General features: G+C 32.5%; 26 protein-coding genes, 2 pseudogenes and 1 riboswitch. Of the genes and pseudogenes, 13 read left to right on the plus strand and 15 right to left on the minus strand.

Features of this window, described 5'->3' with window-relative positions; genetic code table 11:
* The first annotated feature begins 164 nt into the window (after window positions 1-164).
* Together ABNX05_RS22075 and ABNX05_RS22080 are read left to right on the plus strand one after the other, a co-directional pair.
* Window positions 165-716 (plus strand): ECF transporter S component, encoded by a 552-nt coding sequence (locus tag ABNX05_RS22075; RefSeq protein WP_349661675.1) that lies wholly within the window; start codon window positions 165-167, stop codon window positions 714-716.
* Window positions 717-1,147: 431 nt separating this feature from the next.
* A complete protein-coding gene (locus tag ABNX05_RS22080) occupies window positions 1,148-1,480 on the plus strand; it encodes a hypothetical protein (RefSeq protein ID WP_349661676.1) in 333 nt (110 codons plus the stop codon).
* On the opposite strand, the gene ABNX05_RS22085 is transcribed toward ABNX05_RS22080, so the two are convergent.
* Window positions 1,434-2,138, minus strand: a complete 705-nt coding sequence (locus ABNX05_RS22085) for a hypothetical protein (RefSeq protein ID WP_349661677.1) — start codon at window positions 2,136-2,138, stop codon at window positions 1,434-1,436. The genes ABNX05_RS22080 and ABNX05_RS22085 overlap by 47 nt on opposite strands.
* A 71-nt stretch (window positions 2,139-2,209) precedes the next feature.
* Between ABNX05_RS22085 and ABNX05_RS22090 the strand changes: the two genes are divergently transcribed.
* From ABNX05_RS22090 to ABNX05_RS22110, 5 genes are all read left to right on the plus strand, one after another.
* The gene (locus tag ABNX05_RS22090) at window positions 2,210-2,359 is read left to right on the plus strand and encodes a hypothetical protein (RefSeq protein WP_349661678.1); all 150 of its coding nucleotides are present in this window, start codon (window positions 2,210-2,212) and stop codon (window positions 2,357-2,359) included.
* Between the two features lie 240 nt (window positions 2,360-2,599).
* Entirely contained in the window at window positions 2,600-3,040 is a 441-nt protein-coding gene (locus ABNX05_RS22095; RefSeq protein WP_349661679.1) for a cell wall hydrolase, read from the plus strand.
* 698 nt (window positions 3,041-3,738) lie between these two features.
* Entirely contained in the window at window positions 3,739-4,110 is a 372-nt protein-coding gene (locus ABNX05_RS22100) for a hypothetical protein (protein WP_349661680.1), read from the plus strand.
* 1,734 nt (window positions 4,111-5,844) lie between these two features.
* Window positions 5,845-6,042, plus strand: a complete 198-nt coding sequence (locus ABNX05_RS22105) for a hypothetical protein (RefSeq protein ID WP_349661681.1) — start codon at window positions 5,845-5,847, stop codon at window positions 6,040-6,042.
* Between the two features lie 64 nt (window positions 6,043-6,106).
* A complete protein-coding gene (locus ABNX05_RS22110; RefSeq protein ID WP_349661682.1) occupies window positions 6,107-6,619 on the plus strand; it encodes an SMI1/KNR4 family protein in 513 nt (170 codons plus the stop codon).
* Between the two features lie 251 nt (window positions 6,620-6,870).
* Here the strand turns inward: ABNX05_RS22110 and ABNX05_RS22115 are convergent, their stop codons facing one another.
* Together ABNX05_RS22115 and ABNX05_RS22120 are read right to left on the minus strand one after the other, a co-directional pair.
* On the minus strand, window positions 6,871-8,691 hold the full coding sequence (locus ABNX05_RS22115) for a GmrSD restriction endonuclease domain-containing protein (protein ID WP_349661683.1): 1,821 nt from the start codon (window positions 8,689-8,691) through the stop codon (window positions 6,871-6,873).
* 14 nt (window positions 8,692-8,705) lie between these two features.
* Window positions 8,706-8,960 carry a DUF7662 domain-containing protein gene (locus ABNX05_RS22120; protein ID WP_349661684.1) on the minus strand — a complete coding sequence of 85 codons (255 nt, stop codon included), beginning with the start codon at window positions 8,958-8,960 and terminating at the stop codon, window positions 8,706-8,708.
* 304 nt (window positions 8,961-9,264) lie between these two features.
* Between ABNX05_RS22120 and ABNX05_RS22125 the strand changes: the two genes are divergently transcribed.
* Window positions 9,265-9,705 carry a winged helix-turn-helix domain-containing protein gene (locus ABNX05_RS22125; protein ID WP_349661685.1) on the plus strand — a complete coding sequence of 147 codons (441 nt, stop codon included), beginning with the start codon at window positions 9,265-9,267 and terminating at the stop codon, window positions 9,703-9,705.
* A gap of 170 nt (window positions 9,706-9,875) precedes the next feature.
* Entirely contained in the window at window positions 9,876-9,989 is a 114-nt protein-coding gene (locus ABNX05_RS22130; protein ID WP_349661686.1) for a restriction endonuclease, read from the plus strand.
* Between the two features lie 371 nt (window positions 9,990-10,360).
* On the opposite strand, the gene ABNX05_RS22135 is transcribed toward ABNX05_RS22130, so the two are convergent.
* A complete protein-coding gene (locus tag ABNX05_RS22135) occupies window positions 10,361-10,987 on the minus strand; it encodes a hypothetical protein (RefSeq protein WP_349661687.1) in 627 nt (208 codons plus the stop codon).
* Window positions 10,988-11,187: 200 nt separating this feature from the next.
* Entirely contained in the window at window positions 11,188-11,934 is a 747-nt protein-coding gene (locus tag ABNX05_RS22140; protein ID WP_349661688.1) for a protein NO VEIN domain-containing protein, read from the minus strand.
* Window positions 11,935-12,228: 294 nt separating this feature from the next.
* A riboswitch (SAM riboswitch) is annotated at window positions 12,229-12,336 on the plus strand.
* Window positions 12,337-12,441: 105 nt separating this feature from the next.
* On the opposite strand from ABNX05_RS22140, the gene ABNX05_RS22145 reads away from it, so the two are divergent.
* Window positions 12,442-13,725, plus strand: coding sequence for a Na+/H+ antiporter NhaC family protein (locus tag ABNX05_RS22145; protein WP_349661689.1), 1,284 nt, complete (start codon window positions 12,442-12,444; stop codon window positions 13,723-13,725).
* 120 nt (window positions 13,726-13,845) lie between these two features.
* Here the strand turns inward: ABNX05_RS22145 and ABNX05_RS26450 are convergent, their stop codons facing one another.
* Entirely contained in the window at window positions 13,846-14,058 is a 213-nt protein-coding gene (locus tag ABNX05_RS26450; RefSeq protein ID WP_432760166.1) for a DNA/RNA helicase domain-containing protein, read from the minus strand.
* Window positions 14,052-14,705, minus strand: coding sequence for a DNA/RNA helicase domain-containing protein (locus ABNX05_RS22150; protein ID WP_432760167.1), 654 nt, complete (start codon window positions 14,703-14,705; stop codon window positions 14,052-14,054). Before ABNX05_RS22150 ends, ABNX05_RS26450 begins: the two co-directional genes overlap by 7 nt.
* A 94-nt stretch (window positions 14,706-14,799) precedes the next feature.
* Between ABNX05_RS22150 and ABNX05_RS26455 the strand changes: the two are divergent.
* A pseudogene (locus ABNX05_RS26455) lies at window positions 14,800-14,991 on the plus strand (transposase domain-containing protein); the annotation flags it as partial.
* 56 nt (window positions 14,992-15,047) lie between these two features.
* On the opposite strand, the gene ABNX05_RS22160 reads toward ABNX05_RS26455, so the two are convergent.
* The 8 genes from ABNX05_RS22160 to ABNX05_RS22195 form a co-directional block, all read right to left on the minus strand.
* A complete protein-coding gene (locus ABNX05_RS22160) occupies window positions 15,048-15,269 on the minus strand; it encodes a hypothetical protein (protein WP_349661691.1) in 222 nt (73 codons plus the stop codon).
* Between the two features lie 214 nt (window positions 15,270-15,483).
* Entirely contained in the window at window positions 15,484-17,217 is a 1,734-nt protein-coding gene (locus ABNX05_RS22165; protein WP_349661692.1) for a DUF2357 domain-containing protein, read from the minus strand.
* Window positions 17,218-17,229: 12 nt separating this feature from the next.
* Window positions 17,230-18,609: a DUF8727 domain-containing protein gene (locus ABNX05_RS22170; RefSeq protein WP_349661693.1), complete on the minus strand. Its 1,380-nt coding sequence runs from the start codon at window positions 18,607-18,609 to the stop codon at window positions 17,230-17,232.
* Window positions 18,610-18,626: 17 nt separating this feature from the next.
* A complete protein-coding gene (locus ABNX05_RS22175) occupies window positions 18,627-19,334 on the minus strand; it encodes a hypothetical protein (protein ID WP_349661694.1) in 708 nt (235 codons plus the stop codon).
* Between the two features lie 62 nt (window positions 19,335-19,396).
* Window positions 19,397-20,596, minus strand: coding sequence for a DNA cytosine methyltransferase (locus ABNX05_RS22180; RefSeq protein ID WP_349661695.1), 1,200 nt, complete (start codon window positions 20,594-20,596; stop codon window positions 19,397-19,399).
* A gap of 12 nt (window positions 20,597-20,608) precedes the next feature.
* Window positions 20,609-21,673, minus strand: a complete 1,065-nt coding sequence (locus ABNX05_RS22185; protein ID WP_349661696.1) for a DNA cytosine methyltransferase — start codon at window positions 21,671-21,673, stop codon at window positions 20,609-20,611.
* Between the two features lie 21 nt (window positions 21,674-21,694).
* Window positions 21,695-21,928: a single-stranded DNA-binding protein gene (locus ABNX05_RS22190; protein WP_349661697.1), complete on the minus strand. Its 234-nt coding sequence runs from the start codon at window positions 21,926-21,928 to the stop codon at window positions 21,695-21,697.
* A gap of 537 nt (window positions 21,929-22,465) precedes the next feature.
* Window positions 22,466-22,858 (minus strand): hypothetical protein, encoded by a 393-nt coding sequence (locus ABNX05_RS22195; RefSeq protein ID WP_349661698.1) that lies wholly within the window; start codon window positions 22,856-22,858, stop codon window positions 22,466-22,468.
* Window positions 22,859-23,012: 154 nt separating this feature from the next.
* On the opposite strand from ABNX05_RS22195, the gene ABNX05_RS22200 reads away from it, so the two are divergent.
* Entirely contained in the window at window positions 23,013-23,354 is a 342-nt protein-coding gene (locus ABNX05_RS22200; protein WP_349661699.1) for a helix-turn-helix domain-containing protein, read from the plus strand.
* A 398-nt stretch (window positions 23,355-23,752) separates the two neighbouring features.
* Window positions 23,753-24,340 (plus strand): annotated as a pseudogene (locus ABNX05_RS22205) (IS3 family transposase); the annotation flags it as partial.
* Window positions 24,341-24,440: the final 100 nt, after the last annotated feature.

Below are 24,440 nucleotides of genomic sequence, written 5' to 3' on the forward strand. Positions count from 1 at the left end.
TTTTACTCTCTTCATCGTATCACAATTAGAAAGATGCGAAAATGTGCATATTTATAAAAAATCAAACTGACCTTTAATATTTTTATCAAATTGGCACTTTTACGATAGTCAGCCCTTTGCTAAATTAAAATTATCAAAAAATTCATCACAGTGAGGACATGCAAATGCAAACAATACAAAGTCGATCCTATACAAAACCACGCACGAAAACATTTGATTTGGTGATTACATCCATTTTGGCAGCACTTGTTTTCGTCGCCACAATGTTTATTAATATTAAGTTACCATTTGGGCAAGGTGGCCTTATTCACTTAGGGACATCCATGCTATTAATCACTTCTATTTTATTCGGTCCTAAAAAAGGAGCACTTGCCGGAGCAATCGGAATGGGCTTATTCGATATTGTAGGTGGTTGGTTAATTTGGGCACCAACTACAATTATCTCCCGCGCATTACAAGGCGCCATCGTTGGGAAAATCGCTTGGTCTAAAGGACATAGAGGCGACGATATCCGACTAAACATTTTAGCAGCAGTTGTTGCTATGCCCGTCATGATTGGGGTTTACTATATCGGGCAAGCGATTATGTTCAAAAGCTGGGTTGCCCCGATGGCATCCATTCCAGGAGACATCATCCAAAACGTTGTCGGATTAATCATTGCAATCCCAGTATGTATTGTGATGAAAAAAACACCGTACTTCAAAAAGAATTTTTAACTTCTTTCAGCGGAGGTCAACCCCCACGCTGAAATATAGGAACTCAGTCTAAGAACGCTACGTCCTGTGGCATTACCGAAATGACCATCATCGTGTCAGCCCTTACGCAGGCCTTAGCACAAAGCCAATTCCGGACACAATTAAACTTGATTACTACAACATAAACACGTCATCTTGCCGTTTTGCTGACAGCATAGATGGCGTGTTTTTTGATTGTCGCTACTATAGAGGCAATCAAGCAGGATTTTTTTCATACTATATCTTAAAATTATATTTCATGAAAAATTATAGTTATTTTCCCTCAGGTACAAGGCGAACACCACACTTTACAACATTTCATCACATTGTATTGTATGCGAAAGGGTATAATTGCTTCCAATTGATAAAACTTACAAATCAGTTTAATCTATAATCAAAGGGGTGGTTTTGAAATGAATGGAGATGCTATCGTTTGGATCGTTTTATTACTATCTATTGTAATTTGTGATTATTTAGCAGCCTATTTATACAAAAATAAGAAAATCCCTATTTGGGCCTCTGCCATTGGCATGGCGCTTTTAATTCCGGTAATAGTCGGTAGCTTTGTGTTTTTAGGGATTAGTTATAATAATTCAGTTGAACTTGAACCAGGTGATACAGGAGAAGGAATTGCTTTTGCTGGAGGATTTATGGTGTTGATCCTTGCATTCAATGCAATCATTATGTTCGTTATAGGAGTTATTTTAAATATTTATACGTTTGCAAAAAATAAACAAAACACATAACTGCTTGTACTTGGAATCTATCGACCCAAGTAACGCCAGATGCCTGTGAACAATCACATAATCGTTGATCACACATACAATGTGGGTATTTGTCCACACCGTTATATTTATAACAACAATCATGTGTTTTACAGCAGTTATCTAATGCATTAATACCTTTTACAGAACTCTCACACGCTGGATAGCCACCGCAATTACCTCCACAGTAAATATAACCACCTGCAAGACAACCATCGACGACCCCTTCCGTATTGATTTGTTCTAGCAATTGACCCGGATAATAATTTTCATCATAATTATATTCCTCTTTGAAGCTAGACTCTTGTTCTTTATTTGCAGCAAATACTTCTTCAGTTACACTGTTTTCAATAATGGAAACTATTGTGTCATTAGCCTCTCTAAAGATAATTTGATGAATGACTGTTGAATCTCCTTCAGTTGTTTCATTAACTAGGTACCCAGTGATGAAATCTGAAGTATCTTCCACATTCCCATTAAAGTAACGAGTAATATATCGAATACCCATTTTCTCATTGATTTTTAAATCAATCGCCTTGGCCGTAACTACATCTTGTTTCGGGCTAAGTGTATCGAACTTCAATCCATCAAGAACTTCGATTGAATCGACGTCAAAATCGAACGGATTATAACGTTTCATTTCCGTAAGTAAATTATGGAATTTCTTTTGTCCAAAAATACTTTCTAAAAGCTCCTTTATATCTGCATGTTTTGCGTGCTTCTGCCATTGGCATGGCGGTATTATTTTCGGTAATAGTCGTAGCTTTGTGTTTAGGAGTTGATAACATAGGACAAGGAATTGCTTATGTAGAAGGATTTATGATGTGGATCCTAGCATTAAATGCAATCATTATGGAATAAACAATAAATTTTTAACACCATGAGTTTTTAAAGCACATGATTTTTTACGTTCGTCTAGCAAAAAAACAGATAATCGCTTGTGCTTGATGGTTCTCGATTTAGAAAGCGACTCAACATCTGAAGTGTTACCCACTTTCACAAAAACATTTCGAACGGACCTTTTAACCCCTTTTCTTAATGAGTAATTTTGGTTTTCAATAATGGAGGCTCTTTTTCATACTATAAGGTGGAGGTGAAAAAATGCCAAGAGTAAAATATATAGATTCTGACATTGGCTTAGTGGCAAGGATGATGAGAGCGGAAGCGGAAGGTGAAGGAAATCAAGGAATGCTATATGTTGGCAATGTCATTGTGAATCGTCTTGTAGCAGAATGTCCAGACTTCAAAGATTTAAGAACCATTAATGATGTTATTTATCAGGTACAAGGAGGAAATTTTTCTTTTGAAGCGGTTCAAAAAGGCAATTTATTTTACCAAAGAGCACGAGCTAATGAAAAAAGATTGGCCAAACTGACGCTGGATTATTGGAGAGAACATCCAGCAAAATTCGCACTTTGGTATTTCAATCCATACGCACCATGCCCTCCAACATGGTACGGTCAACCTTTTACTGGTCAATTTAAAAATCATTGCTTCTATGAACCAGCACCGGATACATGTGAGAGTGTTTATCGGGGATAGGTAGCTATTTTAATATTTTTTTCATCAAAAAAAGTAATCCCACGGAAAAAGGCTACACCCTTTCCGTGGGATTTTGTGTGGTCTGGCTCTACCTATTCTTCAAAATAATCATTTGCTTCATTTCTCCATTGAATACTTATTTTAATTGCTATTTCCAAAGTGAACCATTGCCGTATTTTTTTGTGTAAAAATACATTGAATGCTGTCTAGCAACGGTACTCTACTGTAATTATGAAAATTCACAGAAAGGTAAAGTTAATTTTTTGAATTTTATCAATTTTTGTTCATTTTATAACAAAAGTTGATTTTAAAACTTTTATAGACTGGTGTAACAGGGTTCTATACAGGACTTTATAATTACCTCAATAACAAATTAAATGAAAAATTAAAATTTTTACCACTCTTCTTTTCTTTCTTATATAGATTATCTGTGATTTCAAACTCCAAGCAGAGTCTATCTTTCCGATTTTTATCAAGTTTTGCTCAATTTAGAACAAAACTTGATTTTGAAACTTTTATAGCTAATGATATGTTATTAACATACCCGGGGAAAGGTAAAAGAAGGAGGAAATACCTTGCTTATCTGTGTGAAGAAATATGATGGAGCAGGTATATACATTGGTTCCACGACAAAATATATAAACAATGTATCAAATAAGTATATTAAGAGTAGAAATAAATAGAGAGTGGTATGCAATATGAAAAACAAAAAAAAAATTTGGATTATTGGTACAACAATACTCATAATTGCCTTACTTATAACTTATGATAAGGTTTACGAGAGCAAACACAATCTTGTGGAGATGCTGAAAATTCAAGATACAGTCTATGTCGTAACCGGGGAACCAGTTGAAGAATCCCAAGTAGTAAGGAAATTGGGGGAGATTAACAAAAAAATAAATAGATATCAAATTCCGGATAATAATTTTGAGTCTAATTCTTTAAATGAGGGTACTCCTATATATGAAAGAAAAAATGGAGATAAGTTTCCAAAATCTGTACTGTATAAACGAGAGGGTGGATTTTATATTGCTACTGAAGCAGTAAACCGTAGTAATAAAGGAAATTGATTGAGCAACAACCTATTTTTTAGAAATAAATTGGAAAAGTAGCTGACTTTCTTTGAAGGTTAGCCTCTGAAATACTTGTACCATATTTGTCCCAAGTCAATCGAAAAAAAAGTATGATTCATGAAATATTAAATGGGTTTAAATTGAATGTAGAAGTCTAGTTTTTACTAGGCTTCTTTTCCTTCTTATAAGGGTCATCTGTGATTTCAAACTACAAGCTGACTGTATTTTTCTGATTTTGAAACTTTTATAAACACTGATCATTGTATATAACTATAAAACCTTTCGATGAAAAGACTTCAAAGGAATCAGATAGCCCAATATATCAATTTAATTAGTATAGGAGCTGAATTCATGAGTGAAAGAAAAAAAGGTTACTTTGAAATACTTATTGCAATGATAATTTTATTTACATTAGTCTTCATCCTAGATATTAGTACACAGAGCATATTTATCATTTTAGGAGTAATTTCCCTTTTTAATATATTTATATTTGAATTAATTCTATTAATAAAAAGAATCAACTCCTGATTTTAGGTTCTACATGTTGTACAAAATCAAGCAATCGGGTGAATCAAGTCTTTATACGCTTGTGGTGTGACAGACGTGATGCTGATGAAGCTACAGTTTATTCTACATTCACATAATCAATCTTCGTCGCAAGTGCAATAACTTGCTTCATCTCTTCTTTAATATTTGCCTCTGCCTTCACTTACTAATATAATCCCCATTCTGCAATAATTCAAACTCCATTCCCTTCCCATCCGCCACATTTCAAAAATTCAATTTCAGAAGTAGAAAATTAGATTTCTGAGTTTTATCAATTTTTGTTCATTTATCAACAAAACTTGATTTTAAAGTATTTTTAGCTAGTGATATGCTATTATCATACCGAGTAAAAATAAGAAAGGGCGAAACAGTATAATTTAAAAACTATAACTTTGCATACAGTACCATTTTAGATAACGTTTATATTTAAAGGAATCCATTCTTTGATATCCTTTTTTAATCGTTTAAAAGAAGGTGAAAACTTTGAGTTATATATTAATCAATATATTAATTTTATTACTTATCATTTTACTTGCTGAATCATTAATGTATTTCATTACAATAAAAAATACAAAATTAAAAAGCATTTTAACTTATATAGTAATGGCAGTAATAGCGTTTATCACCAGTCTATATATACCTAATGATTATAAGGGATGGACAAAAACATTATCTTTAGCATTTTTAATTTTAGCATTTGTTATAAATGCGCTTATAAGTACGTACAAAAACGCTCGTATAACCATGTACATTTTTGCTCACCAATGTATATTACAACTTTACTTGGAGTGGCGAGCATGATAGCCTTTTTCGGCTAGCCAGCCCTTGTAGTAGCTGGGTTTTGGCTGCCGATTCATGCGAGTAGAGGTCTCCAAGTCAAGTTGTAATTATTCATACACATGAATAGAGAAGTACATTTTGAGCGAAAGTGTACATGTTTAGACAAGCAAAAATGTACATCTCGATGCGGACATTTATATTTGTATCTTTATTTAAAAAATCACCAATATTGATTAAACTAATCATAAAGTTGTAGCACATTTTCTAGCTGCTTTTACTGCGCTAAGTATGACGGTTATTTTACACTAAACATAAACACAAAGTGAGGGAAAACGGGAATAAAAGTGACGAAACTATGTTTGCAACTTATTTTTCCGAGGTGTGCCTATGTATAAGAAAAAGTATGTGGCTATTAGTTTGGTAATTGCACTCATTTTAGGAGTACCATTTAAGTGGATTCAGTATAAAGGATCAGAAGTCGTATCGATTGTTCAAATAATAGACCTAGGGATTAATAATTTATTTTTTGATTTTTCACTATTGGGCTTAAGTACTTTAATCATTTATTTAGTGTTAACTAAACTACTAAAAATTAGAGAATAATTTTAAGCCAAAGAGGCACTTTATCTCCATAGTGGATAAAATATTTGAAATAAGGTGATTCAAGTTGACTATTGATTTAGTTTTATCATCATTAAATAAACGATTGGAAAAAGAAAAGAACCTAACCATACAAAGAGAAAATGGAGAAATCCTAAATGTTACATGTAATTGGAACAGTCCGGTAACTGACCAACAATTAACGGAATTTTCTTCAAAAACAAATCATATTCTCCCAAATGACTTTTGTTCATTTTTAAAAATATGTAATGGTGGAAAATTATATACAGATGGCGTAGATTACTTTGAATTGTTCAATTTAAAAGGGATCCATAATTATTTAAATGAATACGATATAAATATAAATTACAAAAGTGCGTATGATAAAAGTTGGTATATGATTGGATATTATAAAGGATATGGTGATTATTTGTTCATTGATTCAGAAAAAGTTGCTAATGGAGATAACGACTATCTAATATATGTTCAAGTTGGGGATATTCAAAGATTATCAATGAATTTTGAAACATGGCTTGACCGATTCATCGTCGCACAAGGTGCTAGATATTGGATATGGTAAATAGTTTTATTTATTGTATTAACAGTCGATATTAACTCTTATTTTAAAATGGGTGAATCTATTTTCTACTGTTTGCTTAAGTATTGCTGTATTCAGGTTTGGCTTAATACCTTTTATAAAAAGAAAATAAACTCTTAGAAAATTAGTAATTGATTACAAAAGCTCAATAGTATATAGCCATACCTATTGAGCTTTTTAAATTTGTCTCATAATTCTCAAGTTTTATAACAAAACAATATTCAAAAGGGAATTTAAATTAACGCTTTACCGAATGCTTTTACAACATCTTCCCCATCTAAGTTTGAGATTGGTTTATCCATTGCATCGCTTATCAACTTCAGTAACGATCTTGCTCTTTTGATAAAATATTCTTCGAAATTATCATTTTTGAAATCTTCAACACTAATTAAATGTGTTTCAAGATAATTATTAAGATTTTTTTCAGTTACTCGATTATCCATTATAATTTTTTGAGAATATTTACTTGGTGCAGAACCACCAATCCCTCGATTTGTTTTAGCAAATAATGGGGTTTTATTCACAACTGAATTCCATTTTCGTTTTTCTAACTTGTTATCCTCACAGTATTTACGAGGGAATATATGATGTATATCGGTACTTTCATCTATAAATGTAGTAAAGTCCATTGAACTACCTGTAATAAAGTCCAAACAACCTTTTTTTAGTATTAGTGCATTTACTCCTTTATAAGCAGCACTTAACCGAGATTGTAAAGAAAGTAATCTGGTAGGTTGGAAGTATGCTCGTTGTACAGTATCTGGTTCTTTCCCTCCATCAATCCATTCCATCATTCCAGAAACATCCGTAGCAAATCTAGTTTCATTTGCCCCTCCATACATCTCACCAATTACACCACACCAATACCAACTAGATATTTTTTGTTTCACTGTGCTATCCTGTGCTTTATTTTTAAGTATCGTGAACATAACCGATAATGGGATTAATTGAGTACTGTATGGTAAATCACGTGCAGTAAAAATCCGTTGTTCTTTCAAAAAATTAGCCGCTTGAATAAAGCCTTCCGTTAAATCCTCTGAATACTTTTGATATTTGTCCAAGGTTAGTTTTAAAACATCACGTTTTTTACAACTTATTGCTTCCCCACCATTTTTACGAACATAATAACGATCTAAAAGTGTTATCGCAGTTAAAAAATCTGATGAAGATACTACTTTTAGTAGTGCTTGATCTTGATTTGCATACGATAAAGCAGACAAATCAATCATATTTTTCATTCGTTCTTCCCAATCTTTTCGAAGTTCAAAATTATCTGCAGCAAAAGTAGCTGTTACCAATTCAAAAACAGTTAACGAGACTCCACCGGTATTTACATTTTCAAAAACTTGGCAAACTGCATCTTTAGGTGTATTTTTTCCTAAAGTAATAACTGGCACTTTATACGTTTGAATTGGTACTAGCACTTCTTTGTTAAATTCTATATAATCTTGAAAGATTAAACCGTCGTAATTATAGAATTTTTGATACTCACTCATCCACATCATGCATTCCACAGAATCATAGACAATATTTAATGGAAACATTTTATTAGCAAATTCTTTCTCTCGCGTACTTACATCTAGATCTATATCTCGCCCAAAATTTGTTCGGATAATTTTATCTTCTGGAACAGAAATTACTGCATCTACACGGTCCGTTGTACTATTTAAGCTTTTTTCAATATCTAAATAATAATAACGTTGGATTTCTTTATTTTTTTCAGTACGCGTTTGTACCGGTTTTCTTGAATATAAAGAATTAAAAATTGACGTCATCCTTTGCTGTCCATCCAAGACTAAAATTTCTGGACTATCCGCTGCATTAGCACCTGTAAATGGGCGATATTTAAAACGAATTTCTCCATTTTCACTAAACTCCAAAAACATCAATGCTCCAACAGGATATGCATTTGAAATACTTGCAATTAATGCTTTTATACGATGATCATCCCAAACCCATCCACGCTGGAAATCTGGTAGTTGAATTTGTCCATTCTCTATATTTTTTAAAATATCTACAATTGCTGTATCATTTGACTTAAATGTGCTACTCATTTGAATCTCCTTTTTCATCTTATTATATCTTTCTTAAAAATAACTTGATTTCCCAATTGAATTGATTGAGTTTTATAACCAGCGTCAACCCAAGAGTGCGCTTGTGTATGAGAACCAATATTATTACTCCACCAAGCAGAGTATTTATATGCTGAGTCTGGAAGTTTAAAGCCTAAAATCATTTCAATATTTCCAAAAGAAAGTGCAATACACTCTGAACCATTTGATTTTAAGAATTGTTGTAGTTGCAAATACTTTTCCCCACGCATTATATCCCTCCTCGGGTATTAAATCACACAAACTCTAATTGTGGACGCCTCTCTTACACTAATGGTAAATGCTTCACGTAAACATTTACTATCCCATGGCTGACTTCAAGACCAATAAAACACTCAGGAAGATTTCTTTCTTCCAATAAGCTGTTTAATCTCTTATTCTGCTTCTCATCGACACACCTTAAAAATGGAATTAAATTATATTTTTTCCTTATAGCTTTATTATACATAATATTAAGTCCACATCTTATACAATTATCGCAAAATAAAATAAGATTTTTAAAATAAATACATAGGCATGAGTAACTTGCAAATACCTACTTATGAGCAATTTATGTATCCTTTTTTAGACTATCTAAAAGATGAAAATGAGCATATATTAAAAGAATTATATGAATTTTCACCTCCATATTTCAATTTATCAGAAGAACGAGTAGAAGAACTTCTCCCTAGTGGAAATCAAACAGTTGTCGTCAATCGAATAGGTTGGGCACGTACATACCTTAATAATGCTGGTCTCATTAGTAGTCCAAAACGAGCTGTATTTAAAATTACACAAGAAGGCTTAAAGCTTCTTCAAGATTCGTCTGTTAAAGAAATCAATCAAAAAGTATTAGAACGTTACCCTCAATTTTTAGAATTTAAAAATCGTACAAAACCTTCCACAGATTCTGATGTAAAAGCAATGATTTCTGAGGATTCCAGAACCCCCTTAGAAATTATGAATGAAAATTATTAAATCTTAAAGCAATCATTGCAAACCGAATTACTAGAAAAAATTATGGAGTGCTCCCCTCAATTCTTTGAGCAATTAATTGTTAACTTAATCGTAGCAATGGGGTACGGGGGATCGATTTCAGATGCCGGAAAGCAGTAGGAAAATCTGGGGATGGTGGAATCGATGGCATTGTGAAAGAAGACATCCTCGGATTAGATAAAATCTACTTACAGGGAAAACGTTGGACAAATCCAGTTTCAAGACCTGATATCCAAGCATTTGTTGGAAGTTTTGGTAGGCTTTAAAGCTAACAAAGGAATTTTCATCACTACATCTCGTTTTAAAAAGAAGCAATTGCATATTCCGAGAGTATTGATAAATCATTAATTTTAATTGATGGGATGAAACTTACTGAGTTAATGTTTTTATACAATGTAGGTGTATCGAATGTACAAACCTTTAAAATAAAGCGTATGGATTCAGACTTTTTTGAGGAAGGTTAACAATAAGAAAATGCAGCGAGCTTCATTCGAAGATTGCTGCATTTTTTAAGTATATCAATATTTACTATAAGATATAAACTTGTTCTGCAATATCAGTTTTTTTATGCCTTTTAAGTCTTTTTGCAGCTTTTTTTGACCTACAACTCGATCACGTTTCTTAAAAAGAAAAAATATTATAATTCAGCTTTAGCTTCCTTTATAGAAGCCTCAAAATAAAGTTCATCAACAATACTTGCGAGTTCATAGATGGTCTCACTATCCCTATTAATAAAGATACTTGTATAAATATTTACTATTGGATTTATACTAATAATTATAAAAATACTAATAAATGCTATTGTAATTATTAATGGTTTTAAACTATCATTTGTTAAAAGACTTAATGCAAAAATAATGATTGTTACAACCATAGCTAAATATGGGTTTAAGTCATACTTTTTATATTTTTTCTCACTTTTCTCTTTTAAAATAATTGATAAATCTCTAAATTGCTCGGAAAGAATAACCCCCTTTTCCTGTAAGTAATACTCTATGTAATCTTTTAATTTCTCTTTATAATTTAACCAACTTATTTCAAGTAAATTGTCAACTTTTTTATTAATTTTCAACAGCATAATCAAAAAGATTATTTCAAGTAGAAAAAACCACTTACTTAATTCAAAAATTAAAAAGAAACTTACCAATGCACTAAACAATAGAACAAAAAAACTTATAGTTACTGGTATGCCAACTACCTCATAACCTCTTTTAAGTATCTTTTTCCTATATTTTTTATAGTCCTGTATAAAATTATCAATCATTTACGGCTTCCTTTCAATTAGTGTGCTTCAATTAGATAGGCTTTCATCATAAACAACTACAACAATTTCCGCCAACTGAGTATGGCTGTAAATATTGGAGTACATGAAGTCCCTCTTCACAAACTTCGACGCTTCTTCATGGGGTACCTATGTTAATAATTGAACTGTATTAGGTAAATATACACATGCACTTTTGCTTACTAATCGATCTCTGTGTAATTTAAATCACTACTGCTAATACCCCAATTAACATTGATTACAGTGGTAATCTGCTTCTTAGGAATAAATCTCCTATGTGGGTTGGAATAAACCTCCACTATGGGATCATTACTAAAACATTCTTTTACTAATACAAGATGATAATCTTCTTGTTTTTCAGCTGCAATAGCCCATTCTTTATCTGTAAACAATACGCCACCATTATCTCCCGATAAACCTTTTACTTCAAATACACGGTCAGAATTTTCAACCTCAAAATCATACCCACATCCTAAATCACGAGTATCCACTAAAATATCATGGGGATAATATTTAGCAAACCAATCTATAAAAATTGCTTCAGCTTTTTTTCCCGTTATACCACGTGTTGTATAAGTAGATGTTTGTTTAGGTACATTTTCAGATAATAAAAGCACTGCCCTTGATGACGCTTCATCTAATAAATCCAATACAACAGCTCTTAGTGCTTCTTCACTCAAATGATCAAATGCATTAACAATTTTCAAGTTACTTTTACTTAACTCTACTTGATGCCAACCTGCCCGATGTCCAAATAACGGATCAAAATCATCTCGCCGATTCTTTACACTGTTTCTCTTATACCCAAGTTTTCTACCTATTTCTTCATGTGCCTGATTAATTTTAGAATATCCAAGATTCGCATAGGCTACCCTATCAAACTTAGCTAAATAAAATGCTGTAATTAATAATTTTTCCCTTTTATCCATCCGATATACCTCTTTAAATTTCAATTAGTATTCCACCATATTATTATAAGTTAAATATTTTATAGTTTGGAAATTTAATATTATAAAACGAGATATAATAAGACCTATTGTGAAAAATTATATAAAACCTTCGAAATTATAGTAGCAAATCTTTAGATAGTAGCATTACTGATCTCTTTTTTCCTGAGAAAAAATTTTTATATTACTTCGAAATAAGGTTTGATTAAAAAATGTTGCAAATATAGATGTTTTATTATAATATTTCATTATTGTGCAAAAAATAATATGTTTTTCTTCTTATCAAGAGAGATGGAGGGACTGGCCCTATGAAATCTCGGCAGCGGAACTTTGTGAGTAAGTTACTGTGCCAAATCCAGCAAGCAAAGGCTTGATAGATAAGAGGAGTGTTTTATAGATATAAGACCTCTTCTTGTTTTCAAGAAGAGGTCTTTTTTTAGAGGAAAATGGACAAAGACGTATCCATTTTTAATTTTTGGAGGTAGAACAATGAAGAAAGAAAATCCATGGGCACTAATCCCATTTGTTGTTTTTTTAGTTTTATTTATTGGTTCAGGGGTTATTACAGGTGATTTTTATGCTTTCCCTGTCATTGTAGCCATTGCCATTTCGGGCGCTGTGGCTCTGGCAATGAATCGAAAAGAATCGTTTTCAAATAAGGTTGATATTTTTTGTAAAGGCGCTGGAAATTTAAATGTCATGCTGATGGTTGTTATTTTTCTATTGGCTGGAGCCTTTTCAGAGGTAGCAAAAGGCATGGGGGCAGTGGATTCCACTGTTAACTTCGCTTTGTCGGTCATTCCCCAAAACCTGCTTGTCGTAGGCTTGTTCATCATAGCCTGCTTTATCTCCCTATCAATGGGTACATCAGTAGGAACAATTGTTGCACTGGCACCAATTGGAGTTGGAATCAGCGAGCATATCGACTTTTCCATGGCTTTAGTAATGGCAGCGATTGTTGGAGGATCGATGTTTGGCGATAATTTATCCTTTATTTCAGATACAACCATTACTGCGGTTCGTTCACAAGGCGCACAAATGAAGGATAAATTTAAGGTGAACTTTTGGATTGTGTTGCCAGCAGCTGTTGCAACAAGCATTTTTTTAGGAGTTATCACAATGGGCGAAACCGCGGCACAAGTAGAGCATTTAAGCTATAGTTGGGTAAAAATTGTTCCCTATGTATTGGTTATTATTTTTGCGCTAATTGGAATGAATGTCTTCCTTGTTCTTGCATTTGGAATTGTTCTGGCCGGGGCTGTTGGCTTAGCGGATGGTAGCTATCAGTTAATGGACCTTTTCCAAAAGATTGGCGAAGGAATGTCAGGCATGTATGAAATGGCATTTCTTGCAATCTTAATAGCTGGAATGGTGGAGATTATTAAGCTTAACGGAGGAATTGACTTCCTACTTCACCTTGCCACACGAAGAATTAAATCAAAAAAAGGTGCCGAATTTGGGATTGCCGGCCTTGTGGGCCTAACTAATTTATCTACGGCCAATAATACAATTGCTATTTTAATTGCTGGCCCGCTTGCAAAAAATATTGCTGACCAGTATGGGATTGAGCCGAGAAAGTCCGCAAGTATATTAGATATTTTCTCCTGTACGGCCCAAGGTCTTCTGCCATATGGAGCCCAATTCCTGGCAGCTGCGAGCGTAGCTGGAATATCGCCAGTGAGCATGTTGCAGTACTCTTTCTACCCAATTTTAATAGGAATTTGCGGAGTCATTGCTATTCTTATTGGATACCCGAAACAAAAGAAAGCTTGAGGAATGGTGTAGCATTAAAAAATATTGATTTTATATTGAAATAATCCAATCGTTTTGACAAAAGATTCATCAAAACGATTGGATTTTTTATTTAAGGTTATTCTTTTTCTCTTTATATGATTACTTTTTCAAGTTTTCAGATTGGAGCTCTAACAATCTTTCTCTAAGTGCATCATCACTAGCATAAATATATAATCCCTCAATTCCCCGTTTCATCAGCACATTCAAGGAATATAGAATAATCTTCTCTTTTGCCTGTTTAACATCTTCTATTCCTTCTATTCCTGCAAATGCACCTACATCTTTGTAATTCTCAGGTTTTATAACTAAGATTGCTTATCGTATGTTATAGATGGTCCTAAGATTACACCCACATAGTTTAAATCGAAGCCCTGAATTGTATAAATGGAGCCTGCTTCTTCTATAGTGGAGTCCTTTTCTGCCCAGGTGTATTTCCCATCTGTTATGTTCCATGGAATTTTGTAATTGCCCTTATCTTCCGTTATATAATAAATACCGCCGTCTTTCTTATGTAAATAATCAAATGTTGAAGCAACTCGACTTAAACCATCATTATTCTTTTCAAAAATCGCTTTATGCATTTTTTGTAAAGAATCGAATATCGTCAACTCATATTCTTTATCGTTAGGAATAGGAGAAATCTTTTTATTTTTAAAATGATCAATCCATTCAATTACCTCTTCGTTTGCTCTCATACGGAATTGATTTTTGAGTTCGTATTTTTCATAATCACTTTGATGCAATAAAGCTTCCAATGTAGCTTCCTTCCAAAAGCTTTTAAGTTTCAATACTTGGCTTTCATCATAAACAACTACAACGTTTTTCGCCAACTTCTTAATCTCTTCAAGCTGATTATTGTCTGTAAAATTATTATATGTGTCTGGCCTAGTTAATAATAAATGTCCTTCATCCACTAAAATAATGTCAGCCTTTTCGCCTGATTTTTTTAGACGATTAATTAAAGGTGTAGGTCTATCAAAATTTTTAGTTTTTAAAAACTTTAATTTAGAATACTTTTATATGTTTTGAGCATTTCATCATGATTAACAATTTAAAGCGAATGCGATCTGTTTAAGTTTGGCTAAAACAGCAAAGGCAAATGGTATCGACTTCTATCAATACCTAGTGACAATAATGACAGAGTTGCCGAATTTACCAATCCATTAGAAGCTAGAGATTTTAAATAATTTCATGCCTTGGTCAAAAACTATCAAAGTCACATGTGCAAAATGGCCATCTATCTGAAAATATTTTTCAATTAGATGGCCATTCGTCGTACATACGGAAAGGGTGCGTATTATTTATATTTCGGGCTTACGATAAAGAATCTGAATGTAGTGAAAACAGAATTTATAACGATCCCCCAATAACTTGGCCAAATAAAATTCGTTTTTCGTTGCAACGAAAAAGAATCCCTTTGGATTATCAGGTAAATATTTTTTAGTTATTTTTAATTCAATTAAAATTAAAGAGTTTAAATCCTTTTCTTTGCGTACTAGAGCTTCTGTATTAGAATTTAACATGATTAAGTAAATAAATCATATCGAATGTGCGAAAAAATGTGGATTTGTTGAAAAAAGAAAATTAATTACTTCTTATTGGACTAAAACTTTATAAAGAGCATTCAAATACATTATTTTCTTAAATATATCCGGGATGCATAGAAAGGAATAAAAAAATGGCTACTTCTAAATCATATACATTTACTCAACGAAATAATGCAACAAATTTTGCTAGTTATAAAATAGTATTCAAATATTCTTTCACTTGTTCAAAATCTAAATCATTGCCAGGTCGAAATGGGAAAGCATTAATTGGGGAAATGATATCTTCTGCACATTCAGAGCTCTTAACTTTGTAAAAATATTCAAGTAAACTTCCTGGATATAGGATTGAAGCACTTTTACTATTAATAATACCATCTTTGTAAGCATGCATTTTCCAAATATCTTCTTTTTTAAATGAGTTATCTTTAGTTTGAATCTTATACTTTGAATCGAAATGATGTAACGTATATTCATTATTTGTTAGATTTATTATTTTTATTGAGATATCGGGCTTATATGAAATGGTATAAGATTTATTGGGTGGTTTAAATTCATGATTATAATATAGAATTATTTTTTTCTTTTGCTCAAGTAAGAGATACTCAACTTCACTTTTTTTTCCATGTTTCAAAGTAAATGTAACTCTATCTAAGCTAGTTTTTATAAGATTATGCTTTAGGTTATAAGGTGTAGAAATTACTTCTGAAATTAAGGATTCTATTTTCAAATAACACCAAATTTCATATAGTTCAGCTACTGGTTTAGAATAATATTTTTTTGAAAATTGTGTAGACGTTTCAAAATCAATATTTATACTGTTTTGAAGCGAGTTATAGAAATGTAAGACTTCTTGATAACCCAATCTTTTTTCTAGAACTTGCGAAGTATTAGAAAAATAGTTTAATTCATTTACTTGACTTAAAAAGCTAGCCATGAGTCTATTTTCAATTTCCTCAATATAAAATTCTGTTTCTGTTAATCGAATTTTATTATAGGTGTTTGTTCTTTCGTTATCTTTACTTATTTTAATGATCAAGTTTTCTTTAATAGAAAACAAGACATCAAGTATATAGTTTGCAACAAATTTAACGAATTTATTTGGATAATTATCTACTTCTTTGTAACGATTTATATTATTCAGCTTTAGAGGTGAATAACCGTTAAATTTATAATCCATCGCTCCTTCAGCTACCCAATCATAATTTTGCGGGTTTGCAAAGAAATCCTTTGAATTTATAGTTTGTTGAGTTCCTATTGGTACCATTTTTAGTTCTTCTGCAGCTTTAATATAAGGAAATTGTATTACCAAATCTAAACTCTCTAAAAATTCATCCATATGGTTTAATAAAATTATAGACTCAAGATAATCGTTATTTTGAATTTCATAATTTTCTTTAAAAGGAAGCTTATTTACATTACCATAACGTGTTGTAAGTTCTGTTACCCTTTGAGCTATATCAGAGATTAGATATTTATATTCTTTTTCAAAATTTAACTTTGTAGATATTACATTAAAAAATAATTCAGGCAGCTCTTTAGTAGAAAAATCCCAAATTCCTATTTGACCTTGTGTTTTGAATTCAGCAACTACATGATTTTGAAAAACTGCTGCTTGAGAATTAATTCCTTCATAAATTTTCAAATTCCCTTGTATAAATTTGTTTATAAAGATATTTATAGGGAGGGGGTTATTACTTTCATATAAAAGGTAATATGTATGTTCTTCCTTTAAAGAAAAGGAAGAAAAATCCTCCGTTACATAAGATAAGTTCCCATTTTCTCGTGTAGCAATTTCTACAAGAAAATGATCTTTTTGAAAACTATGATTTTTGATTTCATGAAAGTTATTTAGACACTTCAGACTTTGTGCTATCAATAACTTTGCATTAGGGGTTTCAATTGAAACTGCGCATAAATTCTCCATATGACCTCCCCCTTAACTAATAAAAGTAGCTTGCCCACGTAATTCTAAACGGAAGAGTAAGTTATCAAGTCTCTTAAATACTTCAGAGAATGTCGCTTCATCTAGCTTTGCTTTTAATCCATTACACGCCATTGGTAGTGTACGTCTATTTCCATGTAATTTAACCAACACTTTTTGATTAAGTGCATTATTTAATAAAGTATCTAAATATATTGGGTCTTTATCATAAAATTCAAAGCCGGTAATCATATAGGTAAATACTTCTTGAATAACACGATATCCAAATGATTGATCGATCGTTTGAAGTTCGTTATATAAAACATCTAATAAATTTATGAGATCATCAGAATTTGGATATTTAAATGTAGAAGGTATTGCTAAAGTGTTGTATATATCTTTGAAATTCTCATAATAGTTAAGCGGAATAATTCTGCTGAATTTATTATACATATCTTCATTTGTAAAAATAGAGCTATATCCTGTTGAATCTATTGCTTGGCTAGGGGAAAGTGTATCAATTTTAATTAAATGAGCACGATCTAGCACTTTATTTGAAAGCATTTGAGTAGTTTCATCAAGATTAATTGTCCCTACTATAAAGAAATTTTGAGGCACTATCAGTCCTTTATTACTATTTAATAAAAGTTCAGCCGCAGTTAGTAAGTAATGATTATATTTACTATAGTTTAATTGCAATGTTCTTTTTACTACTTTTAAAGTATCAAAATTGATAACTTCATTTTCCCCGTATTGTGAAATTTCCATTAATGAAAGTATATCACTTAAATAATATTCGACATGAGATAGGTTCATCTCGTCAAGTATGGAAAAAAACGGTTTATTAACGTTGTTAGGATGATTCGCTAATAGTAATAATTCAATAAATGGTGTTATTTCATAAATAGTTTCACCATTTGTACCAAATGGATTTATATATCCAATTAATGATTTATTATCGGACCAGTTTGAAGCAACAGGTATTACTTTATAGCACGAAAGATGATCATCAATATGAATATTAATTTTTGCTGTGGCAGTACCATTTGGCGAATAAATAGTTTCATCACTCGAGTTTATAAATTTAATGTTTGAACAACATTCTATTTGGATTGGAAAAAGTTGTCCATCTTTTTCTGCTTCAAAATTGTTGTCATTATATATGTTCGCTGTAACCATCTCTCTTACTTCATCTTCAGAAGGTTCAAGTATTAACCCGTTAGAATTAATAGTAATTTCTTTAACATTGTTTTGCTTTGTTAAAAGGGCTGAATGATCATTAATTTTTTGAGCTAACTCTATAGCAGCACGTGTTTTACCAGTACCACTAGGTCCATAAAGTACGGTAAATGGCTTAGATAATAATGAAATCGCTAAATTATCTATAGTGTTCATATTAATATTCTCCTATCTTATAACGAATATTTATAAATTAGTTTATTGGGCTGTGAAATCAGTGTCAAAAAATCTGATTGTTCCAATTTTTCGTAATTAGAAACCGATCCATTAAATTTATTTAGGTTTTTTAATAAGTCATCGATGCTGTATTTATCACCGATAGAATAGGTTTTACTACCTCGAATTTCATTTACAATCTTTAAAATTTTCGCGTTTACCAATCTAGTTAGAAGGCTATTAGCTATTTGATCTTGATTCTTAGTGCTCCGTTGACTCAATCTAAAGTTAGATATAGCTTTAATGTCTTCTTTATCTATAATTGGCCGTGCAGATAATACTAGTAAAACTTCTTCTAAAGGGCTTATAAACTTGCTATTTATCAGTTGCACGAAATTTAAGAAGTAAATGGTTAAATACTCATCTGAAGTAATTTCACTTTTTAATAAAGCTTTTGCTAACGGAGATATTTCATAAATTGTAGATTGTTCACTTTTACTCATTACTCCTAATTCTATGCCAGGGGTATAAGTTGATCCCCATTTTTTTTGGCTACCATCATATGTTCCCGCAGTCCCCAAATATAATTCTAAATACTTACCTAAATTTATTTGCATATCTGCTTTGACTGGAAAAGAACCTGCTGCAGATGTAAATACTTTTATTAGCTTATCAAAGTTTGTCTTTCTATAAAGATCAAAATATAATGAGTCTTCATTTTTCAAATTATAATAAACCTCCTAATAAAAATAAGGTTAAGACATTATATTCACGTCTTAATCTTATTTTACAACAATATTTCTAAAGCACTAGCTAATTTACTAGAAAATCCTGGAGGTACAGCATTGCCTATCATTTTATAATTGTCTCCAGGACTTGAAATGAATTCATAGTTATCTGGAAACGTTTGTAGACGGGCTGCTTCACGAACAGTTATCGAGCGCGCCTGAGTAGAATCTGGATGAATATGACGCAGTCCATCCTTATATAAGTGTGCTGGAATAGTATTACTTGGTTCATTCCATCGCAAAACATGATATTTGTGTACATTGGATTCGCGACCTGTCATTTCTGTATATAATTGACGTAAAGCCTCAGTACTAGTGTATTCATTACGCCCAGTTTCGATATCCTCAGCTAAAATACGGAAAATTTGAATATCCCGTTCACTATGAAAACGAGGAAAATGATTTGGTACATCAAAGTTATAAGTGTGTGAAACATTTCTTCCATTTACTCTTTGTACTGTCCCTGTTGGAACGAAATGTGGTAGGTCGCCAATAGCATCTCCTACAGTACGTAATTCTTCACGATATTGAGGCATGATATTCTGATAAAAATTATGCAATATTTCTTGATGCCCTTCATATAGATCACGACGTAACCCAATGATAATAATACGCTTTCGATTTTGAGGAACTCCGTATTGTGTGAGGTCAAATTGTGCCTCACGTAAGTCATCTATTATCTCATATCCAGAGTTTCGAATTTCTTCACGAATTAAATCTGTTACAAGTGCGCCATTACCAGGACGGGCACTTAAAATACCGGGTACATTTTCAAAAACAAATAGTTGAGGTTGATAATGACGCACAAGACGCATATAACTTTCAAATAGAAAATTCCTATAATCATCACGCATACCATTATTATCTCGAATACGGCCGGCAATAGAATAAGCTTGGCATGGCGGCCCACCAATAATTAAATCTACATTCTCACCGGTAACTAAATTATCCAAACCTTGATGTGAACCATATTCAGGGTCTTCTTCCCAACCATTAATTAAGTCTTCAGTACGCTGTACATCAAAACGAATTACTCGTTCGTCAGCGTCTTCCATTCCGTAATTATTTCGAAGATGGTTTCGCAAATTAATTACTTGAGGTTTTTCCCATTCAACCGCAGCTAACATATTGTAATTAGGATTTTGCTCAAAGCCTTCAGAGAGCCCTCCACAACCAGCAAAAATATCAATAAAATTCATTATATTAGCTCCTTACTTTAAGTACTCTTTTAATTTCTCACCTAGCGCATACCCAAGTAATGGGGGAACAGCGTTACCAACTTGGCGGTATTGTTGAGTCTTATTACCATAAAATTTGAAATCATCCGGGAATGATTGTAGACGTGCATTTTCACGTACGCTTGGAACACGATTGAATTTGTAATGGAAGTGATTACGATGCCCTGTATCAATAGTTTTAGATGGCCTATTCCTATCGTAACGTGTCCATGCTTCATTGAATTTTCGACTATCACCTACGCCCGGTGGAAGATCTTTATGATTACCACCTTCAGGAACTTGAGAAATTACTTCGATAACATGCTCAGTGTGCTTTGTTCCAACGTGGTTTAATAGAAATTCCGAATTTTTTCTCATTTTTCGTTGATAAGAACTTAAGGCAGGTGAACGATAATTACTTACTTCTTCACCCATATCTTCAGGAGTGAAGTCATGCAGATCGCTAATAGCTTCTCCACAAGTCACATAATTTTCAGGATTTAAAATGGGGTCAGGGAATTCAAACTCTGTTCCATTTAATAGTCCAACAAAGAATAAACGCTTACGGATTTGAGGAACACCATAGTCGGGTGCATATAAGATTTGATCTTTCACTGTATAACCAAGTCTTGAAAATTCCTCAATAATAGCCGTACGTGCGTTTCCGTTATATAAAGTAGCCAAACCAGGAACGTTTTCTAATAAGAAAGCTTGAGGTTGAAAGAATTCGACTGCATATACCATAGAATTAAATAAACGATTTCGATCATCATTTTCAATTCGACTTCCTGTTAACGAAAAACCTTGGCATGGTGGACCGCCGATAATTAAATCTACTTGGCGATTATTAGTAGCACTGGCCATTTCTAATATAGTAGAGTCCTGAAATAAATCTCCGTTCATTCCTACTGCTCCATTGTGGTTTGCTCTAAAACTTTTTAGAGCATCATCGTTGTTATCTATACCTAGTAATACTTCATATCCTGCGTCCATGAAGCCTCTTGATAATCCACCACAGCCACAGAACATATCAATAACTGTAGGTTTTCTTTTTTTCATAATTGCATTTCAACTCCAAAATCAGTCTTTTAACTTGATGTAAATTTGTTGGTTAGAAGTACTTTTTTTAACCATTTCAACGGTACCCTTTAGTTCACCATTTTTCACAGCATTCTGAAAAACAGAACCTAATTGGCGACGTTCACCGATTGCTAGTCGATTCCACTCATAACCTTTAAAAAGATCTTTTACCAGGAATTCTTCATCTATTTTTAACGAAGGGATTTCATTAATAGCTTGTTTGAGACATTCCATAAAAAATATCACTCCCACATATAAACTTAAGCATAAGCATATGATAGTGCTTTTTTATTGAGTAGTAAATAGGTACATAGAATAAATGTTCTATAAAATGATATTTTATTTTGGGATAATTAAAAGGATGGTTGTCCAACATTGTCAATAGTTGTTCTAATGTAGAAAGATTGGGTAATATTCTATCCAAATACTTTTTTGATTATTTTTCTATAATTGCTTTAAGGGAAGCTTATATATAAATAAATAGGTTTAATTTAAATATTCTGTCCAAAGTGTAACGGTTTGAAGAAAAAGATTTAACGAAACCAAGATTGTGTGATATGGAATATATGAAATGTGGTCATATTGTTTACTATCGGGCCTAGGATTTCGGCAGCACTTTCAATATCGTACCATCTTCAAACAACACATCAGATTAAAAACATAGCGTCTTCAAACGCTACCTTGCTCTCCATCCCCATAGTTATAAAAATGCCTATAAAAAAAACACGCAGCATCCGTTTATAGATACTACGTACCTTCCATAACCCTTATTTAACTTTTCTCCTTTATAGCTATGAACTTCCGCTCCGCTTCTTCATAAACCTCCCTCACCTTTCTTCTTTCCTCAATAATCCGCTCACGTTCAACTGACAATACATTACGTTGCTCATCGATATAAATATCTGCACATTTTTTTGAACAAAAGCGACGACTAATAGCGTTTGGATCTTTCCGTGTCATTGATACAATAAAGTATTCATCTGCTACATTGCTTACTACTTTTTCGTCGCAATGACATTTAAAACTCCATGATCTTTTCGTATCTTTACGGAAGTATCTTTTCTTATATCCAGCTTCCAACTCTTCTAACTTCAACTCTATATCTGTTAAATCCATCATTAAATTATAATCTAACCCCATCATTAAACTATAATTCAAATGCATTTCAACTCACTCCCTATATCATTCTCTGGTTGACTATATAGTAACTGCTACCACTACAAATATCAATAGTATATATTTATATCAACAAAAATTATATTTGTAGTATATGGATAAAATATCATTTCTCATCAATCCTAAATGATGAGGTGATTACATGACGGATATAGTTAAAGTAGTTGGCGAAAAAATCCGCTATTTACGTAAAGAACGTGGACTCAGCCAAGAAGAATTAGCTTATCGTGCTTCCCTGCATAACACATATATTGGACAACTTGAGCGTGGAGAAAAGAACGCTACAATTGAAAGCCTTACAAAAATATGCACGGCGTTAGAAATTACATTAGAAGAGCTATTTGATGATAAAAAAAGTCATCCAAAAGTGCTTAGCTTTGAATTAGAGGAAATAGTACGTCTGTTAGAAGGTCGTTCTAAGAAAGATCAAAGAGCCGTTTTAAAATTTATTAAATCTTTAATTGCTTGGAAAGATAATGAGTAGCTGCTATGTAATAATCTTTAAGAGAGTGATTTATTGCGTATACTGCTGCACCAACAACACATAGGCTACGTCATACACATTGTTCATTGTTATTTAAAACGAGTGATAGTTTGTACAAGATCTGATGTACAAACGACAATGAATATCTATGTACACGTTACGAGGAAGACGAAATAAGAAACTATAAAGAAGTTCGTCAACTACATTGAAATGTAGTTAGCGAACTTGCTTTAACTACGATTGATTGATACTCAATGAAAATATCACAAGGCAAAAAAACTTGACATATGAACGCGCCCCAATTTTTAGACACACCATTTAACAATTGGAGGTGTAGTTTTTTGTCTAAATTTACTGCAGAAAAAAATAACAAGCTGTTCAACGCTATTTGAACGGATCGTTATGGCTATCGTCATATTCGTGACAAATTAGTAAATTGTGGGAATTAAGTGACCCATAAGATATCATGAAAGAACTTGGTTTAAGGGCATTGTACGCATGTAAACGGAACGTAGGTTTAATTGCGCCGAATTACTTAAATCGCCAATTTACAACTAACGCACCTAATGAGCAGTGGGCTACGGATATTACAAAATTTAAATTATTTGGAGGGAAGCTTTATTTATCACCTGTCCTGGAGTTATTCAACGATGAAATTATTACATATATAATTGGTTCTCGACGTACTCCCTTGTTTCAGAAATGTTATAAAAGGCTTTAGAGCGTCTACGAGAAGAACAAGAACACTAGCTACTGATGCCTTCAGATTAAGGCTGACACTATCAAATGAAACAATACCGCCATGCGCTTCAGAATTAAATAAAGTATGTCTCGTAAAGGAAACTGTTACGACAATTTCGTCATAGAGAATTTCTTCGGCATTATGAAATCAGAATTTCTATACTTTAAAGAGTTTGAAAGTGTAGAGCATTTTAAATAGAAAAATACAAACGTATTACAATACAAAACGAATTAATGTAAAGTAAAAGGCATGAGTTCGATACAATATGAGGGCACTGAAAAACTTCATCTGGTTCCACTTAGCGAGGTATTCGACGATTCAATCGTCGAATACCTCGCCTTTTT

Source organism: Lysinibacillus zambalensis, from assembly GCF_040183165.1.
In the GTDB taxonomy this organism is placed as follows: Bacteria; Bacillota; Bacilli; order Bacillales_A; family Planococcaceae; genus Lysinibacillus; species Lysinibacillus zambalensis.

What these genes read in the sequence shown, in the direction of transcription:
- ABNX05_RS22075 (WP_349661675.1), top strand. Translation starts at nt 165, where the DNA reads ATGCAAACAATACAAAGTCGATCCTATACAAAACCACGCACGAAAACA.
- ABNX05_RS22080 (WP_349661676.1), top strand. Translation starts at nt 1,148, where the DNA reads ATGAATGGAGATGCTATCGTTTGGATCGTTTTATTACTATCTATTGTA.
- ABNX05_RS22085 (WP_349661677.1), bottom strand. Translation starts at nt 2,138, where the DNA reads ATGAAACGTTATAATCCGTTCGATTTTGACGTCGATTCAATCGAAGTT.
- ABNX05_RS22095 (WP_349661679.1), top strand. Translation starts at nt 2,600, where the DNA reads ATGCCAAGAGTAAAATATATAGATTCTGACATTGGCTTAGTGGCAAGG.
- ABNX05_RS22100 (WP_349661680.1), top strand. Translation starts at nt 3,739, where the DNA reads ATGAAAAACAAAAAAAAAATTTGGATTATTGGTACAACAATACTCATA.
- ABNX05_RS22115 (WP_349661683.1), bottom strand. Translation starts at nt 8,691, where the DNA reads ATGAGTAGCACATTTAAGTCAAATGATACAGCAATTGTAGATATTTTA.
- ABNX05_RS22120 (WP_349661684.1), bottom strand. Translation starts at nt 8,960, where the DNA reads ATGCGTGGGGAAAAGTATTTGCAACTACAACAATTCTTAAAATCAAAT.
- ABNX05_RS22125 (WP_349661685.1), top strand. Translation starts at nt 9,265, where the DNA reads ATGAGTAACTTGCAAATACCTACTTATGAGCAATTTATGTATCCTTTT.
- ABNX05_RS22135 (WP_349661687.1), bottom strand. Translation starts at nt 10,987, where the DNA reads ATGATTGATAATTTTATACAGGACTATAAAAAATATAGGAAAAAGATA.
- ABNX05_RS22140 (WP_349661688.1), bottom strand. Translation starts at nt 11,934, where the DNA reads ATGGATAAAAGGGAAAAATTATTAATTACAGCATTTTATTTAGCTAAG.
- ABNX05_RS22145 (WP_349661689.1), top strand. Translation starts at nt 12,442, where the DNA reads ATGAAGAAAGAAAATCCATGGGCACTAATCCCATTTGTTGTTTTTTTA.
- ABNX05_RS22160 (WP_349661691.1), bottom strand. Translation starts at nt 15,269, where the DNA reads ATGTTAAATTCTAATACAGAAGCTCTAGTACGCAAAGAAAAGGATTTA.
- ABNX05_RS22165 (WP_349661692.1), bottom strand. Translation starts at nt 17,217, where the DNA reads ATGGAGAATTTATGCGCAGTTTCAATTGAAACCCCTAATGCAAAGTTA.
- ABNX05_RS22170 (WP_349661693.1), bottom strand. Translation starts at nt 18,609, where the DNA reads ATGAACACTATAGATAATTTAGCGATTTCATTATTATCTAAGCCATTT.
- ABNX05_RS22180 (WP_349661695.1), bottom strand. Translation starts at nt 20,596, where the DNA reads ATGAATTTTATTGATATTTTTGCTGGTTGTGGAGGGCTCTCTGAAGGC.
- ABNX05_RS22185 (WP_349661696.1), bottom strand. Translation starts at nt 21,673, where the DNA reads ATGAAAAAAAGAAAACCTACAGTTATTGATATGTTCTGTGGCTGTGGT.
- ABNX05_RS22190 (WP_349661697.1), bottom strand. Translation starts at nt 21,928, where the DNA reads ATGGAATGTCTCAAACAAGCTATTAATGAAATCCCTTCGTTAAAAATA.
- ABNX05_RS22195 (WP_349661698.1), bottom strand. Translation starts at nt 22,858, where the DNA reads ATGCATTTGAATTATAGTTTAATGATGGGGTTAGATTATAATTTAATG.
- ABNX05_RS22200 (WP_349661699.1), top strand. Translation starts at nt 23,013, where the DNA reads ATGACGGATATAGTTAAAGTAGTTGGCGAAAAAATCCGCTATTTACGT.